Origin of the sequence: Chondrinema litorale, assembly GCF_026250525.1 — a bacterium.
In the GTDB taxonomy this organism is placed as follows: domain Bacteria; phylum Bacteroidota; class Bacteroidia; order Cytophagales; family Flammeovirgaceae; genus Chondrinema; species Chondrinema litorale.
In genome coordinates this window covers 164,128-182,579 of record NZ_CP111048.1, presented here as the reverse complement: position 1 = coordinate 182,579, position 18,452 = coordinate 164,128, and the positions used below count along the sequence as shown (strand labels likewise).

11 protein-coding genes are annotated in these 18,452 nt (G+C 34.3%); 1 reads left to right on the top strand and 10 read right to left on the bottom strand.

The window, feature by feature from the left end; genetic code table 11:
* The 7 genes from OQ292_RS27965 to OQ292_RS27935 form a co-directional block, all read right to left on the bottom strand.
* Positions 1–2,655, bottom strand: a complete 2,655-nt coding sequence (locus OQ292_RS27965; protein WP_284687388.1) for an ABC transporter permease — start codon at positions 2,653–2,655, stop codon at positions 1–3.
* 8 nt (positions 2,656–2,663) lie between these two features.
* Positions 2,664–5,285 (bottom strand): ABC transporter permease, encoded by a 2,622-nt coding sequence (locus OQ292_RS27960; RefSeq protein WP_284687387.1) that lies wholly within the window; start codon positions 5,283–5,285, stop codon positions 2,664–2,666.
* A 12-nt stretch (positions 5,286–5,297) separates the two neighbouring features.
* Entirely contained in the window at positions 5,298–7,931 is a 2,634-nt protein-coding gene (locus OQ292_RS27955; protein ID WP_284687386.1) for an ABC transporter permease, read from the bottom strand.
* Positions 7,924–10,581, bottom strand: a complete 2,658-nt coding sequence (locus OQ292_RS27950) for an ABC transporter permease (protein ID WP_284687385.1) — start codon at positions 10,579–10,581, stop codon at positions 7,924–7,926. Before OQ292_RS27950 ends, OQ292_RS27955 begins: the two co-directional genes overlap by 8 nt.
* Positions 10,550–10,897, bottom strand: coding sequence for a PadR family transcriptional regulator (locus tag OQ292_RS27945; protein WP_284687384.1), 348 nt, complete (start codon positions 10,895–10,897; stop codon positions 10,550–10,552). Before OQ292_RS27945 ends, OQ292_RS27950 begins: the two co-directional genes overlap by 32 nt.
* A gap of 119 nt (positions 10,898–11,016) precedes the next feature.
* Positions 11,017–11,556, bottom strand: coding sequence for a GNAT family N-acetyltransferase (locus OQ292_RS27940; protein ID WP_284687383.1), 540 nt, complete (start codon positions 11,554–11,556; stop codon positions 11,017–11,019).
* A gap of 64 nt (positions 11,557–11,620) precedes the next feature.
* Positions 11,621–12,358, bottom strand: a complete 738-nt coding sequence (locus tag OQ292_RS27935; RefSeq protein WP_284687382.1) for a class I SAM-dependent methyltransferase — start codon at positions 12,356–12,358, stop codon at positions 11,621–11,623.
* A 242-nt stretch (positions 12,359–12,600) separates the two neighbouring features.
* Here OQ292_RS27935 and OQ292_RS27930 point away from each other — a divergent pair, with 242 nt between their 5' ends.
* Positions 12,601–14,691 (top strand): sensor histidine kinase, encoded by a 2,091-nt coding sequence (locus OQ292_RS27930; RefSeq protein ID WP_284687381.1) that lies wholly within the window; start codon positions 12,601–12,603, stop codon positions 14,689–14,691.
* Positions 14,692–14,702: 11 nt separating this feature from the next.
* On the opposite strand, the gene OQ292_RS27925 is transcribed toward OQ292_RS27930, so the two are convergent.
* The 3 genes from OQ292_RS27925 to OQ292_RS27915 form a co-directional block, all read right to left on the bottom strand.
* Entirely contained in the window at positions 14,703–15,368 is a 666-nt protein-coding gene (locus tag OQ292_RS27925) for a hypothetical protein (protein WP_284687380.1), read from the bottom strand.
* Between the two features lie 93 nt (positions 15,369–15,461).
* Entirely contained in the window at positions 15,462–16,226 is a 765-nt protein-coding gene (locus OQ292_RS27920) for a protein phosphatase 2C domain-containing protein (protein ID WP_284687379.1), read from the bottom strand.
* A gap of 26 nt (positions 16,227–16,252) precedes the next feature.
* Positions 16,253–18,379 (bottom strand): hypothetical protein, encoded by a 2,127-nt coding sequence (locus tag OQ292_RS27915; RefSeq protein ID WP_284687378.1) that lies wholly within the window; start codon positions 18,377–18,379, stop codon positions 16,253–16,255.
* Between the last annotated feature and the right edge of the window lie 73 nt (positions 18,380–18,452).

Genomic DNA, 18,452 nt, shown 5'->3' with positions numbered 1-18,452 from the left:
TTATTCGGATTTGAGGTTCTTAACCGGATTTACTAAGGACGCTTTTATAGATTGGTAACTGATAGTTGACAGTGCTATAAATACGGCAATAAATCCGGCGAGTAAAAAAGTATCAACCCCTATAGTGATTCGATAAGCATAATCTTCTAGCCATTTTTGCATCATCAATAATGCAATTGGCACTGCAATTAAAATGGAAATAAACACTAACACTACAAAATTGTGTGTGAGTAAGCGGAAAATACTGCTGATCGATGCACCCAAAATCAAGCGGATGCTTATCTCTTTTGCACGCTGTTCTACCAGAAAAGAAGACAAAGCAAATAAGCCCAGACAAGCAACTACTATGGCAAGTAGCGCAAAAACGCTAAACATCGTTCCTATCCGCTCTACGTCCTGATACATCTTTTCATAATGCAAATCAAGAAAGGTGTACCGAAAAGCCTGGTTGGGAGAAAATTCTTTCCAGAGACTTTCGAGTTCCTGAATCATAACAGGCATTTCTGCTGTAATAACTTTTACAGAAACAGTTTTTACACTTGGTTTTAAATACATGCCCAATGGTCTAATAGCTTGCTTCATCGATTCAAAATGGAAGTCTTCTACTACGCCAATAATTATCCATTTGCCAGACCAATCTGAAATCTGTTCTCCTATAGGATGCTCAAAATTTAATTGCTTTGCCAGTGATTCATTAATGATAACTGATTGAGAATCAGTGGTGACTTCTTTGTGAAAATCTCTCCCTTGTTTAATTTTTAAACCCAAGGTTTCTATATAATCTCGATCAACCGACCAATGCTGACCGCTCACAGCGTCATCTTCTTGCATACCTTCTTTTAACCATCCTCCATTATTTGTTCTGAATCCTTCAACCGGTAGGAAACTGCTGATGGAAACCGATTCCACCTCAGGTAAATTCACCAATTCATTTTTAAAGACTTCCAGTTTGTTTTCCAAAGTGTGTGTTCCCTGAATAACAATGACCTGGTCTTTTTCAAATCCAAGTTTTTTATGCAGGATATAATCCATCTGTTTGTTGATGATGAGAGTACCTATAATTAAAATAATAGAAACAGTAAATTGAAAAACTACCAAAGAACTTCTCAATGTTGATTTTTGAGTTCCCCTACTTACATTACCTTTCAGCACATTAATCGGTTGAAAAGAAGATAGATAAAAGGAAGGATAAATTCCTGCAATAATTCCGATAATTAAGGTTCCGGCTATGAGAATTGGCATAAACCACCATTCTAATATTGGAAATGTAAGCGATTTACCCAGCAAGGTATTAAAATATGGCAGGAACAAAGCCGCCAATAAACTTCCTAATAGAACGGCTAGAAAGCTGAATAAAATTGATTCTGTTAAAAACTGTTTAACCAAACCAGATCGATTAGAACCAACTACTTTTCTTAAACCTACTTCTCTGGCTCTGTTAGCAGATCTCGCTGTTGAAAGGTTAATAAAATTGATACAGGCTATTATTAATATGAATGATGCAATTGCTCCAAAAAGCCAAATAAAACGGATGTCTCCATGCGCTAAATTATCGCCAACTTCGTCTACATTTAAGTGAATGTCTTTTACTGGCTGCAAACCAAAATGGAAACTTTTTACCCAGTTAATAGACTCTTGGCTGCCAGCCTCTAGTCGCGGAGGTAGAAAATATTTATCAATTAATAAGGAGAATTTATCTTCTAAATCTACAATATTAGTTCCCGGTTTTACTACTATGTAAGTGATGTAATTATCATTTTTCCAGTTGGTTAATTCTCCAGTATAAAACTCACGCTCAGCAAGCGAAATGAGAAAATCAAATTGAAAATGAGAAGTCGAGGGAAAGTCTTTAATTACGCCACTTACTTTAAATTGATTGGAATCATCATTATTGAAAATGAGGATTTTACCAATTGGATTTTCATCTGGAAAATATTTATCAGCTTTGCTTTTAGTAATTACTATGCCATCGGGATCAGCCAATGCACTTTTGGGATTGCCATAAATAAATGGTGTTTGCAGTATTTCTAGTAAGGATTGATCCGCAAAGGTAATTCTGTCTTCATGGCTACTTTCTTGTTGATCTGCTCTCCTGACTTCGTTGCTCCCAGCACCGAACATGTATGAAGAGTTGTATCGTCCTGCCTGTTCTATTTCAGGAATTTCTTCCAGTAAAGCTGCTGCAAATGGGGAGGGAAAATGTGCCCCTTTTCCCGATTCTCCATTAAAACTTGATTCCCGAAAAATCCTATAAATACGGTCGCCATTTTGATAATATCGGTCATAACTCAAATCCTCCCGGATGAAAAGGAAGATGAGTAAACATGCTGCAATACCAATGGAAAATCCCCCGATTTTAATTAAAGAATAAACTTTTTGCTTTAATAAACTTCTCCAACCTATTAAAAAATAATTATTGAACATCGCAAAATGAGGTCTAATTGGACTTTCTAAATTTTTAATAGAAAATGGTCTTAAATAATTGATCACTTCATACCAGTAGTTCAGTTTTGTTTTCCATAAAGAACTTTCTTCTAGTCTGGAATAAAACTGTTCTTCCAAATCGCCCTCCACCTCTTCTGCCAGTTCCTCTTTGAGAAAGCAGTGAAGAAACTTTTGAGCCAATTTGGGCGGTATGGTTTTCTTATGATTCATTCAATATTTTATTCTGAGCGCAGACTTTTCACTGGATTTACCAATGCTGCTTTTAAAGACTGATAACCAATAGTTAAATAAGCTACTAAGAATACAGCCAAACCTGTTAAGGCAAACATCCACCATTTTATATCTATTCTAAAGGCAAAATCTTGCAGCCATTTTTCCATGCCATACCAAGCCAAAGGAATAGAAAGGACAAAAGCTATGGCGATCAATTTCAAGAAGTTTTCTGCCAATAATGAGAAGATTTTTAAAGGTGATGCTCCTAACACTTTGCGAATTCCGATTTCTTTTGTGCGTTGTTGTGTGGTAAACGCAGCCAATCCAAACAAACCCAATGAAGCAATAATAACTGCGAGTATCGTAAAAAAGCCGAATGTTTCTCCCAATCTCATATCTTCTTTATAGAGTTGATCGAACTTATCATTCAAAAAAGCATATTCAAATGGAAAAGATGAATACTTCTTCATGGTTTTCTCTAAATGAGCAATGGTTTCTGGTAAATTTTCTTGAGCAACCTTCACTGACAAATTTCCAACTATTCCTGAAGTAGTTAAAGAAATCATTAAAGGCTGAATATCAAGATGCATGGAGTGCATATGAAAATCTTTTATCACACCAATAATTATAGAAGGATCGTCATTGTAATCGAATTGTTTTCCTATTGCTTCTTCTGGTGTCCAGCCTAATGCTTTTACTGCTTTCTCGTTCAAGATATAACCTTCTTTCTCATCACTTTTAATATCTCTCGAAAAGTTTCTGCCTGCCAAGAGTTCAATACCAAATACATCCAGATAATCGTATCCTACTCTGGTAATATAAATCAAAACACCATCTTCACTATCTTCATCTAATGCGATCTCTGTGCTCGAATCAACATTGCTAGGTAGACTGCTTGAGTAAGCTACTTTTTGTATATTGGGGTTAGCCAACCATTCTTGCTCCAATGTTTCAACATCTTTTGTCAATTCTGGATTTCGAGAGTCAATGGTAATTACATGATCTTTGTTGTAACCCAACTCTTTGTTTTGGATAAACTGCATTTGTTGGTAAATAATAAGACAAGCAGTAATTAATGTGATTGAAACTGTATATTGACCAACTACCAAAAACTTTTGCAAACCTGAGTTTCTTGTTTTACTATCGATTTTGCCCTTTAATACTTTTACTGGCTTTAATGACGACATGTAAAATGCCGGATAACTTCCAGAAAAAATACCAACAAAAATTAACAGCAGTAAAGAGCCTAATAACAAATAAGGATTTTCGAATAAATTGAGTGATAAATCTCTTTCTATTAACTCTCCAAAAAATGGAAGAACTAATTGAACCAATGCTAAAGCAAGTACAAAAGCTAAGATCGTGATGAGCAGAGACTCGCCTAAAAACTGTGCGATAAGTTGTTTTTTAATAGCACCAATTACTTTTCTCAATCCTACTTCGCGTGCTCGATTAATTGAGCGGGCAATGGCTAAATTCATGTAATTGATACAAGCCAACAACAGAATTAATACAGCAATTATAGAAAAGAACGTGACATACTTTTTATCTCCTTTTAAGCCTATATCGAAGTTAATCCCTGTTTCTAAATGAAGATCAGCTAATGAGCTTACATAATATTCGTCGGTATTAGATTCATCTTTATTATACTTTTGAGGAATGTTAGCCTCTCTAATTTTTTGTTGAATTTGTGCTGCATCATTACCTGTAGGCATTGTAAAAAAGGTATGGTAGCTGTTGTTATTCCAGCGGCTTTCCTCTATAGCCTGCTTATATCTACTCCTAGAGTTGATACTAGTAATGTATTGATATTTGATAGAAGACTTATCTGGCAAATCTGCCATTAATCCAGTTACGATAAAATCAGTATCTATGCTGTAATTTTTAATATGAATAGACTTGCCAATTGGATTTTCATAGCTAAATATTTTAAGTGCCATAGATTCTGTAAGCACTATAGAGTTGGGCTCAGACAATGCTTTTTCTGGGTTTCCTTGTAGAAGCGGGATATTAAAAACATCGAAATAATGCGCATCTGCCCAAATGCCATCTTCGTAGAAAACATCATCTTCGAGACTAAATAAAGAACTGATTCTTGAAATGGAAGTAGCATGCTCCACCTCTGGAAACTCCTCTTTTAAAGTTGCTGCTAATGGAGCAGGAGTTACTGCAAAAAAGTCTGTTTCTTGAAACATATTTCCCGGTTGCTTTTGGTAAACCCGATAGATGTTTTGGGAGTTGCCATAAAACTGATCGTAAGTAAGCTCGTGTTCTACATACAGTAAAATCAAGATAAAACTCGCCAGACCAATTGCCAAACCTCCAATGTTAATAGAAGAATAAAGCTTTTGTTTCAGTAAATTTCTCCAGCTTATTTTAAAATAGCTTTGAAGTAAAGCGTAATGACTCATGTTTGATGTTTTTAAATGTTTGATGGCAAATGGCCTGAGATAATTAAAAACCTGATACCAATAATCTAGCTTGGCTTTTCGTAAAGACCTGTTTTTTAATCTGTAGTAAAACTGCTCTTCCAAATCGCCTTCTACTTCTTCGGCAATATCTTCTCTTAGAAACCAGTGCAGGAATCTGTTTGCTAGTTTGGGCGGTATAGGTCTATTTTTATTCAATTTTCTAATATTTTATTCTGATCGAAGACTGTCTACTGGATTTAATAATGCTGCTTTAATTGACTGGTAGCCAATTGTAAAATAGGCAATGAATAGTACAGACATTCCTGTAATGGCAAACATCCACCATTCAATATCTATCCTAAAGGCAAAGTTTTCTAACCACTTTTCCATACCGTACCAAGCCAGCGGAATGGAAAGTACAAAGGCTAAGGCAATCAGCTTTAAAAAGTTTTCTGCTAGTAATGAGAATATTTTAATTGGTGAAGCGCCTAATACTTTGCGAATGCCAATCTCTTTGGTTCGCTGTTTTGTTGTAAAAGCTGCCAAACCAAACAAACCCAAAGATGCGATTAGAATAGCCAGTATGGTAAAAAAGCCAAAGGTCTTTCCTAATCTTATATCATTTTTGTAAAGCTGATCGAATTTATCGTCGAGAAAGGCATACTCAAATGGATAGTCGGTATGAGGTGTAATCGTGCTTTCTAAAAATTCTATGGTTTCTCGTAATTGATTTGGCTTTACTCTGGCTGATAAAACACCTGTATGTTTAGACTCGCAAAGCTTAAACATTAATGGATTTATTGCCTCATGGAGCGAATGCATGTTGAAATCTTTTACTACACCTACCACCACATCTGGTTGATTCCCTTCGCGAATAAACTGCTTGCCAATTGCTTTTTCTGGTGTCCAGCCCAAGGCACGTACAGCAGTTTCATTAAGAATGGTTCCTACATCGTAATCACTTTTAGTATCCAAGTTAAAATTACGCCCTGCTATTAAGTCTATCTCAAACAGGTTTAAATAGTTTACCCCGATACTAGACTGATTAATAAAAAGTGAAGCTTCTAATTGCTTTCCATCCCATTCGTCTATATATCTTCCATTTGCTACATCAACTGGTAATCCAGAAGATTGTGCTACCGATAGCAGATTGGGGTTTTTAGTCCATTCATTTTTTATAACATCTATTTTACTTCTAAGATTTATATCTTTAATTGGTATAGTAATGACGTGTTCTTTGTTATAGCCTAACTCTTTTGTCTGTATATATTCCATTTGCTGGTATATCACAAAAGAAGAAATGATTAGACTAATAGAAACTGTGTATTGTAATACTACTAAAACTCGCTGCAAGCCTGAGTTTCGAGAACGACTATCTATTTTGCCTTTTAAAACTTTTACAGGCTGCAATGCCGACATAAAAAACGCTGGATAACTTCCAGAAAAAATACCTACAGCTAATAAGAGTAATAAAATTGCTGGTAGTGTTAGCGAATTTTCTAGCAAATCTAAAGTAAGTGGCCGCTCTATAAGAGCGCTAAATAAAGGTAGTATCAATTGTACTAATACCAAACTTAATACAAATGCGATGAGTGTTATTAGAACTGCTTCTCCTAAAAACTGTGCTATTATTTGATTCTTAAATGCGCCAATTACTTTTCTTAATCCAACTTCTCTGGCTCTATTAATTGAGCGTGCTATTGCCAAGTTCATGTAGTTGATGCAAGCAAGAATCAATATTAAAAAAGCCAATACCGAATAAAAGTAGATATAGTTTTTATCACCTTTTAGTCCAACATCGAAACTAACTGCTTGCTCTAAATGTAAATCTAATAATGGCTCAACTAGGTATTGTAACTCTTCATCTTCTTCAGGTTCGTAGGCATAAAATTTTTGAGGGATGTTTGCTACTTTTATCTTATTCTCTAGTTCCTTTGGGTTAGCACCATCTTCCAATAAAAAAAATGTGACATAAGAACTATTATTCCACAAATTTTCATTCAACGCTTCTACATAATTTTTACGTGAATTTAGGCTAGCAATAAATTGAAATTTTAATGAAGATTTCTCTGGAACATCAGGCATTAAACCTGTTACCATAAAATCGTAATTAGAAGAATACATCTTCAATTTAATGCTCTTGCCAATTGGATTTTCTTTAGCAAAAAACTTGGCTGCCAATGTTTCTGAAATTACAATGCTATTCGGCTCTGCTAAAACTTTTTTAGGTTCGCCAACTAAAAGTGGATAATTAAAAACTTCGAAATAGTTTTTATCTGCCCAAATGCCCTTTTCCCAAAAACTATTATTCTCTTGTATAAGCAAAAACTCACCATTTGAAATACTTGTCGCTTTTTTCACTTCGGGGAATTCCTGCTCAAGTAAAGTAGCCAATGGTGCAGGTGTTACCGCCCATTTATCTGACTCGCCCATTGTAGACTGCCAGTTTACAATGCGATGAATCTTATCTGAATCGCCATAAAAATGATCGTAAGTAAGCTCATGTTCTACATATAGTAGAATCAGGATAAAACTCGCCAGACCTATTGCCAAACCTCCGATGTTGATAGATGAATATAGCTTTTGCTTCAGTAAATTTCTCCAACTTATTTTTGCATAACTATTGAGTAAAGCGTAACGACTCATATTTGAAGTTTTTAAATTTTTGATGGCAAATGGCCTGAGATAATTAAAAACCTGATACCAATAATCTAGCTTGGCTTTTCGTAAAGAGCTATTTTTTAATTTGTGGTAAAACTGCTCTTCTAAGTCACCTGCTACTTCTTCGGCAATATTTTCCCTTAGAAACCAGTGAAGGAATCTGTTTGCTAGTTTGGGCGGTACATTTTTATTTCTATTCACTTTTTAAACTTTGCACTGGATTTACTTTGGCAGCTTTTACTGTTTGCAAGCCAACTGTAAACCAGGCAATCAACAATGCTAGTAAACTGGTTACAGCAAAGTACCACCACTCAAGCTCTATACTGGTTGCAAAACTTTCGAGCCACTTTTGTGCAATTAAATAGCTCACCGGAATGGCTATTACAATTGCTGTTAATACCATTTTTGTGAAGTCGTTGGATAAAAGGTAGATGATGTTCCACTCACTGGAACCTAATATTTTTCTGATGCTAATTTCTTTCAATCTTCTTTCTGCGGTAAAGGCTGCCAAACCGAATAAACCCAAACAAGAAATAAGAATAGCGATGCCTGCAAAGTATCTGGAAAGTTGAGATACACGCTTTTCTGCTTCGTATTGAGCCTGAAACTCCTGATCTAAAAATTTGAAATCGAATGGATAACCTGGGTTAAATGCTTTGTAGAAACTTTCAATCTGATTCAAGGTTTCAGCTTCAGTTCCTGCTTTTATTTTTACAGTTATTAAAGGCAAAAATTCATTGTCGAGTTTTAAAATTGTAGGCGGTATTTTATCATGTAGCGACTGAGAATAAAAATCTTCTACTACTCCAATAACCACCATATCTTTTCCCCATAATTCAATGGTTTTGCCTACAGGATCAGTCAAACCCATAGTTTCAACCGCAGTCTCATTAATGATCAATTTCTCATTTTCATTTGCAAATTCTTTTGAGAAACTCCTGCCCTCTTTTGTCTTAACTCCCATGGTTTCAATCAAACCATAATATCCATTGATAAGAGAGAAGCGTACATTGCTATCTGGATCTTTGCCATCCCAATTTACTCCTGTAGTAAAACTGCCAGAGCTGGTAAACGAATGAGCTGTAGCAGATGCCATTTTAACTCCCGGAATTTTCTCAATTTCATTAATAGCTAACTCTAGATTTTGGGTAACTTTGCCTTCACTCGGAAATATAATAACATTGTCTTTTTCGAATCCGATATTGGTATTTTGTATAAATTCTATTTGCTTATAAACAACCAATACTGAAACTATTAAAATGATAGAAAGTGTAAACTGAAAAACCACCAAGCCTTTTCTTGCCCACATTTCTCCAGTTCCATTTCCCTTTTTACCAGAATGGCCAGCGCCTTTTAACACAGCAATTGGTTTAAATCCTGAGAGGTACAATGCCGGATAACTACCTGCCAAAATTCCTGTAAGCAATGTAATTGCAGCCAAACCGAGCATTAATTGATCATTATATTTTAATGTGAGCTGCTTGCCTGTTATTTGGTTAAAATCTGGAAGTAAAACACTTACCATAAGTATTGATACTAGCAAAGCAATTACCGATAAGATAACCGATTCGCTCATATACTGATTAATTAAATCGAACCTTCTTGCTCCAATCGCTTTTTTTACACCTACTTCTTTTAATCTTCTGGATGCTCTGGCAGTGGAAAGATTCATAAAATTGATGCAAGCAATCGCTAAAATAAATAGAGCGACAATCGAGAAAAGACGTACATAAATGATTCTTCCACCAGTTTGAACACCATTTTCATAATTTCCATGAAGATAATTGTCGGAGTATTTTGCAAAGAACAACTCTACATTAGACCATTCCACTTTATCCTTTATAAAAGTTTTAATTCTGGAATTCAAAGTTTTTAAATCTGCCGCTTCATTGAGTAGCACATAGGTATAAACATTGTAATTCCCCCAATGTATACTCTCTTTGCCTAGCAAATCTTTGTATACATCTATAGGCAATATAAAATCGAAGCGTGTACTTGATTTGTCTGTTACATCTTTAAAAATACCTGTAATAGTTGCTGTACTACTAAAGTGAAGCAAATGCCAGTCTACTGTTTTACCAACTACATCCTCCGTAGTATTAAAAAGCTTTATAGCGGCGCTTTCAGAAAGCACTATAGAATTCTTATTTTGGAGAACTTGTGCTTTGTTACCAGCAATTAACTCGTAGGTGAAAAGTTTGAAATAATCTTCGCTTGAAAATTTCCCCAATAACTTTTGATTAATCTCTCCATCCGAAATACTGAAAGATTCTCCAAACCATTGAGAATCTGTATCTTCTACAGCCATTTCAACTTCTGGTACTTCACTCTCCAATGCCTCTGCTAATAAACCCGGTGCATTTGGGCCAGTATTTATACCATTTGCCTCCTCATGGTTCAACATTACTGTATATAAGTTATTATCATTTACATGAAACTTATCTACATGCATTTCATCATTTACCCAAAGATAAATTAGTATCACACAGGCTAAGCCTGTAGACAGCCCAGCAAGATTGATGAAAAAGGTACTTTTAAACCTCTTAAAATTTCTAAAAGTAATGAGTAAATGATGCCTGAACATATCGATAGAATTTAATTCTGTTAATTTCAAATGTTTAATAGCAAATGGCCGGAGGTAATTAAAAACCTGATACCAATAATGTAAATCGGCTTTTCTTCGATTTTTTCTGTTCAGAATCTGATAGTATTGCTCATCCAAATCGCCCAATACTTCTTCGGCTAGCTCTGCTTTTAGAAACCAGAGTAATACCTTTTCGGCATATTTGGGTGGTATGGAATGTTGTTCATGCAAAATACTAAGAAAAAGAAAGTCCGAAGTCTGTTCCAAATGATGGGAATTGTTTCCAAAGCGACACTTTAAAGTCTCTCGACGTTTCGAGTGCCCTTTTACCATAAGCTGTTATGGTAAAAATTCTTTTTCTGCGTCCGCCTCTTTCTGCTGAGGCTTTTCCCATCTCTGAGTTTAAAAAACCTTTTTCTTCTAGCCTGCTCAAAGTTGAATGAACAGCACCAATCGAAACTGATCTACCTGTTTGTGATTCAAATTCATCGGCAATTTTAAATGCATAAGCTTCATCTTCTCCTAGAATGCCTACGAGCAGTAAAATTACCTCTTCAAATTCACCTAATCGTGTTTCCTTCATTTTGTTACTAAATTGTAGAACAAATATATAAATCTCTAAAACATATGTTCTACAATTTAGTAAGTAATGGCAATAATTTTATATAAACGGCAGATAATATTCAGAAATGGGGTTGAATTTTAAGAAATCTGCTCAGCTTTAAGAGGCATTTTCATCAGAATATCGTATTGTTTATCTTCTCCTAACCAAAAAACATGTTTGTCGAAAGGCTCTAATCCATTCCTTTTATAGAAGCGCAAAGCACCTTCGTTATGCTCCCAAACTCCTAACCATAAGTATTCGGCTTTTCTAGCATTGGCAACTTCTAGTGCTTTATCAAAAAATAACTGGCCTATTCTGTTTCCTTGAAATTTTGCCAGAATGTATATTCTTTCTATTTCGAGTGAATTTTGCAGTTTTTGTTCGGTTTGAGCTTTCCCGTAATTGAGCTTTAAATAACCAACTACTTCGCCATTTATCTCTGCAAAGTAAAAATCAGATTCTGGGTTTTCTAGCTCAGATAATATTTGTGCATTATTGAAGCTTTTATCGAGATATTGCTTCATATCTGATTCGGTATTGAGGTGGGCAAAAGATTCTGTAAAAGTTAGAATCCCTACTTCTTTTAGCTTTTCAACTTCAGTTACATCTATCTTTCTTACTACAATCTGGTTGATCATGATTTGTAAATTTATCTTGTTTTAGGATTTGCACTAAGATAAAAAATCCACCAAATTGAATCAACTATTGCATTTTACCCATTCTAAACAAAATTGGAAATGTGATTTCTCTAGTTGCTTGATCGCCCCATTTTACAGTTAATTCTTCTGTAATTAAATCCACCGGGTTAGAGCCTTTTTCCTTAATGTAATGCTTAACTGCTGACCAAGTTTTTAAATAACCGATTAAATGCTCAAGCGACCAATTGGTTTGGTACTGGAATTTAGGAACGAATTCTTCTTTAAATGGGAATGGAATTGTTTGATATGCTTCATCAATATATTTGCGCTCAGCATCCCAGTAAGTTCCTATTATCTTTTTATAAAAATGATTAATTACTACATCAAGCTCAGGATTAATCTTTAATAGATTGTACCCAATAATTATAAAAACTCCCTCTGGCTTTAATGTTTTTTTTACTTCGTGATAAAACAAATCAAAATCGAACCAATGAATCGCCTGCGCCACTACTATTAGATCGAAAAAATTTTCATGAAAAAATGTTTGCTCTGCTGGCTGGCAAGAATATATTATATTATCTGCTAGAAATGCATTATCTAGTTGTGGTTGACTAATATCTGTCGCATATACCTCATCAAATAATATAGAAAGCTCTTTAGCTACTTGACCATTGCCGGTGCCACAATCCCAAACTCTTTCGAAATTGAGTAAGTTCTTTTCGAGATAGTCATAAAACTCACTCGGATATCTAGGTCTGTAGGATCGGTATTGATTAGAATTTTCAGAAAAATTATCTTTCATATAACACGTGGAGAAAAATTATCTATAGAAATTTATTCCTAATACTCAATTTTAAATATATTTCGATGCGATATTTACATATTCCTTAAAACTTAACAAAGCATAAGATATGTAAATTTTCATAAATTATAGATACAGTACATGAATACCATTTACGTTCTAACCGAGAACAAATTGACACAATGCCACTAATAAATACTTACATAAGATCTATAATAGTACTCATTCTATTACAAATATGTGTGTATACACTATATGGGCAGAATGCTGTATCTATTAATAATGAAATTGAAAACTTAGCTGATATTACTCCCAGTATCAGTCTGCTAGCAGATACTAGCAATTCACTTGATATTATAGATGTTTCCAAACCACAGTTTCAAGATAATTTTATCCCATTCGAAAATTTTGAAAAGCATGACGATGCCAATATTGTCTATTGGGGAAAAGTGAAAATTGAAAATGAAACAGATAAACTAAAAAGAGTTCTTTTTGCTGTTAATAACAACAATTTTGTAAGATTCTACCAAAGTGAAAATGACAGCACTTTTAGTGTGGAGTATGCTGGCGAATTGGAAACAAAATCGAATAAAGATATTACTGGCCTTAGAAAGGATTGTACCTTTAATTTGTATCTACTCCCTAAAGAATCTAAAACAATATATTATAGAGTTCAATCTGTTACAGGTTTTAAACCGAATATAAAAGCTCAATTATTTTATCCAAAAGACTGGTTTGATAACTATCATTTTGTTTTGATAAAACAAAGTGCTTTTCAAGGTGTACTTGTCATCATTATCACTTTATGCTTTCTTGTATTTATAGGAAATAAGGATAGAACCTATCTTTACTATGCTTTATATGTTCTATCAATTTCTATATACTTTTTCTGGAATTTTGGCTTTACTTCTAACTATATTTTACCTGAAAACCCTTCTGTAAATAATTATATATGGACATCATTTACTTTAAGCCCATTCTTCTATTTTCTATTTTTCAGGAAATTTCTCGAAACCAAAAAGTACTCGCCCAAATGGGATAAAGTATTTAAAGCTTTCACCTATTTCAGTTTAGGTACATTTATATTTTCTATCACTTTACAGTTTATCACCAATAAAACAATCTATTCGATTAATATCACCAATGTGATACTGTTTTTCGAATTGATTGCTGGTATTGTCTTTTTAAACTTTATTCCTAAAGAAGTAAGGCTATTAAAATTTGCTAAGATTGGAAACTATGCATTAGCTATTGGTGGAATTTTATCAATTATATGGCATTTCTTGGCATTTAATGAATATGCGCTTTTTGGGCAATTGGGTGTAACATTCGAATTAATCGTGTTTGCTCTTGGACTTGGTTATAAAATTAGATTGAATGAAGAAGACAAAAGAGATACGCAACAAGAACTGATTGTACAACTCAAAAAGAATAAAATTCTTCAAGAAAATATTAATAAGGAACTTGAACATCTGGTTCATAAGAGAACTGAAGAACTAAGTGAAAAGAATCATCAATTAGAAGTGCAACACGATGAAATTTCTAATCAAACTATTAAGCTGAGAGAAGCAAATGAAGAAATTCAGTTAATCAATTTTAGCTTAGAAGAAATTATTGCCGAAAGAACCCGTGAGCTAATATATGCAAGAGAGGAGTTGAATTTATTCCTCTACAGAACATCTCACGACCTTAGAGGACCTTTAGCCAGGATTGAAGGTCTACTCCAAATTCTTAAACTCGACAATGGTGATTCTTTTAAAGATTATTGGGAAAGCTTTAGCAAAGTAACTAATAGTATGAGTAAAACTTTGGAGAGCTTATTAGAGATTAGCACCATTATTAACCACCCTTCTGAAAATCAAATTATTGAGATTGAAAGTTTAGTCGATTACCTTAAGAAAACTTTTGAGTACAACATCAACTTAATATCATTTGAATATCCCGAAGAGCTTACTTTTATTTCGAAACCGACTATGCTGGAGTTAGCTATGAAAGCAATTATCCAAAACGCGCTAACTTATCAGCATGAAGTTTCTGAAGTTTTGGTGAAAATTGATGTCTCAAAAGATATGGAATTAGTGGTAACCATATCTGATAATGGAATCGGAATTGATGAAAAAATCTTGCCTAATATTTTCGAAATGTTCTTTGTCGGTTCAACCAAATCTAAAGGAAATGGCCTTGGGCTTTTTATAGCAAAAAAAGCCGTAAAAGAATTAAATGGCCAAATTGATGTAAGCAGCGTAAAAGAGCAAGGTACTAGCATGACACTAACTATACCAGTAGATGCCTCTATTAAAATTAGGTCTCATTCTATTGCTTCTGAAAATTAGTATCTAATACACTAAAAATTATAAAAGTAAAATATGTTGAATGATGGCAGATAACCATAATCAACATAATAATGATTGAGCTCTTCTGTAACCAAAGTATTAATTCTGCTTAAGTCTATACTTTCGTTTGCATATAAATTACTAGAAGAGTCAAAAGTTTTTTGAATGCTTAATTCAAATTTTAATCCCGACTTATCATTTTGCCCAAAGGTGATTTCTTTGCCTATCAATAAACCTGCATTGTGTAAATTAGATTCAAGATTTAAGATTCTATCGTATCTGTTCGGAATATTTACATCATAATAATATTCAATAGCATCTGTAGGGACATCATTAGCTTTTAATTTATAATAAGAATATGTTAATCCTGCATATATAGACCCCAAATGAAACTTAACCGTTGGCTGAAAGATTATACCATGTGGATCTGAGTTGCCAATTGTGTAAATAATGGCTTCTTCGGTACCGATATTTTTTAGAATTTCTAAAATTACCTCATCATAGGGCTTGGTTAAATAACCTACCTGCATATTTAAAGACAAGTTCTTGGTAGCAAAAAACTCTAATCCTGCCGAGTAATTTAAAGGGATTTGTGTACCTAATTGCATCTGTGCCTTTTGCGAATATGCAAATGAAGAAAGACATAGAAACATCAAAAAAGCTAAAAGGTTTTTCATTTGATCATGTTAAAAAGTGTGTAATAGCTAGTAAAAGTATATAGGAACATCTTTTAAAATATTCCCATCAAACGCAATCGATTAGAGTTATTGTTATTCTTTTTTTCTAATTCTGATAATTGCTAGATCATCGGTATTTTCGTGTAAACATTGGTCTTTAAGTATTCTAATCTTTCTATCGAGTAAATTGTTTTGATCTTCATATACGGTATCTTTCAATAGAAAGTCTAATACTTCTTGTTCATCTCTAACATATTGGTTTTTTTTAATTGGTTTGAAGGTAAATATGCCATCTGTACAAATAGATATATCTTTAAAATCACTAAATGAAATAATTTGTTTTTGAGAGGAATACCAATCATCAAATTGCTCAGATAAATGATAAGCCAAATAATCTGGCATGTCATTTTGTTCAAACTCAAATGCTTGACCATCCTTATAAATTAAGCCATCGCCCACAACAAGAAACTCTGCATGAAAGGTATCACCATCAATCAAGCCTATTACTAGTGTAGAGAGTAGCTCGGAGGTATCTAATAGTAGTTTGTTTCTTATTTCTCTAAGCTCAATGAATAGCTGAGATAGAATATCTTTTAAATCGTCTTTTAGCGAAGGTTGCTTAGTATCTATAAAATCTCTGTAAAACTTATCTTTTGCTATTTTTCTAAGAAGCTTACCAATTAATATCGAAGCAAAAACTGATTCGGTACCCATGGTGCAACCATCCATTACCGCAATCAGTTTTGTTTTCCTGCTTAAGTCTTCATTAATTAAAAAATCTTCGCAATGATTGGTATGGAATGAACCAATCTGTAATGTAGAATAAAACTTTAAATCGTTCACAATGCAAATATGCATTGTGAACCTTTAAAATTCTACAAGTCTCAAGGCATCTTTGTTAATCCTTCAAATTTCATCTTCCAATCATCTGGAAAGCCAGGATGAGGTTTCGTTGTTTCATCTGTACCAGCAGCCATCATGGCTAAAGCAATAAGTACTCCTCCATTACCCGGCAAGTATAATCGTAATCGATCTGTCTGGTAATTTTGCCCATTTTTCAAATAGGTATTTGTAGTAATTGGCATCAGCAATGCATCAACTGCTTTTTCAGGGTAACCAAGTCGCGTAGCTGTCATCGCTGTCATGGGAAAATCCCAACCCCATGTGTCGTGCCATTCCCAGTCGTCCCAGATTTTATTAAAGGTGTTTTTCATTACCTCTTTGTCTAAACCTTTGGTGTAAGGTAACATTCCATAAGTGCCTAGCACACTTGGGTGGTCGGTCATAAATTTGGTGGTGGTGTAAGAATCTTTAGCACTTTCAGTTGCCAAATACAAACCATCTTTTTGTGGTAATGGAGATAATTCTTTGAGCACTTTATCCCATTTTTCATTTCGCTTTAATCCTTGTCTTTCTCTCCATTTTTGCGCTGTTTCCAAAGCCCATCGCCAATATGCCAACTCATAAGTCGGATTAAATGTCTCTACAGGATCAAATCTTTCTTGCGCAGGAATTACTCCTACACCTAAAATATACCTTTTTAAATCAGGATCGTACCAAGCAAAATCAGCCATAAAGTTGGCTGTCTCTTCTACCAGTTCTGCATATTTCTTTAAAGTCTGCTCATTCGACTTTACCCTGTAAATTAATTCTGAAAAGTAAATAATATGCGGTTGCTGCCACAAGAGATAAGAACCAACAGAAGATGCAGTTTCACCACCATTATTATCTGTCATTTTTTGCCAACGAACACCTTCGAAACCCTGCCTTTTAGCTATGGCTTTTGCTCCTTCAAAACTTCTAAAATACCATTCCATCTGTTTTTCTAAAATCTCAGGTCTACCCCATAAAGCAAAATGAACTCCATGCCACCAAGCCATTTCCATGTGTGGTTTCCCATACCATGAATTTGAATTGAGCCCTGTTTCCTGAGGTGGTGAACTACCACCACAATTTATCTTAGTGAGGTAAAGAGAAAGAATCATTCTTCGCTCAATTTCTTTAGCCCGAGCATCTTTAGTTTCACCCAAATCTATCATTCCGCCACTGTTCCAAAACTGATTAAACGCTTTGTGTTCTTCGTTTTGGACTTTCTCAAAACCAATATTACTTGGTTGATTGTTTTTTGGAGAAAATGAGGTGATAAAACTCCAAGTATCTTTACTTCTCTCTGGTTTTATCAGATATCCTTTGTCGGTACTTTCTACCGATTTGAGATTTAGAGAGGAGGTATAATTTGTGAAATACTCTGTAGTATCTAAATTTCTTTCAATTGTAAACTTTTGCTTACCTGATTTTGTAAGCTTTAATCGTTTAGCTTCTTCCTCATCAAAATAGACAGCCTCATCTAAAAACTGATTTGTTGGAAATGGATAATTGATTGTAAGTGCCAACCTTCCTTCTGAAATCAATTTACTAGAAACTTTTACCCCTAACTCATCCTTTGTTTGGCTTACAAAAGAAATTACTTCTACTGGAACTCCCTCAATTTCAAATTTACTTATCAGTTCCCCATTCCATAAATTCAGTGTTTGATCGATGTTTTTAATATCCTTTACTTCGATAAGACTTCCATCTGATTTTTTAATTTGCCAACCTAAAGTTGCTAAATGTATTCTGTGTGGATTTTGTCTGAGGTAATTGGCAGCTTCCCATTCTCGTGTACCCGATGGCCACTGTCTAGCGTATGGAATTTCTCTACCATGCGAAGCTACTGGCTTCATCGTTTGCTCAATACTATATTCTTTATCAGTTGGAAAGCTATGCCAGCCCCATTCAGACATGGTTCCTAAAGGAACTCCTTTGTGGTAATACTCTGGAAAAGTTTGTAAACCGGTTACATCCATCGTCATGGCAAACCGGCCATTTCCTAAAGAGAGTGAATTAAGTGTATCTACTTCTGTTATTTTAACATTGTGCCTGCTAACTACAGATTTTCTATCGATTTTTTCTTGTGCGAATAATGATAAAGGTATAAATACCCAAATAAGTGCTATTAGTTTCTTCTTCATATTTACATAGTTTCCAATGCTTCAATTTCACTAAAAATATCCAAACTACTTTACTATAGTGTTATGCTCTTGG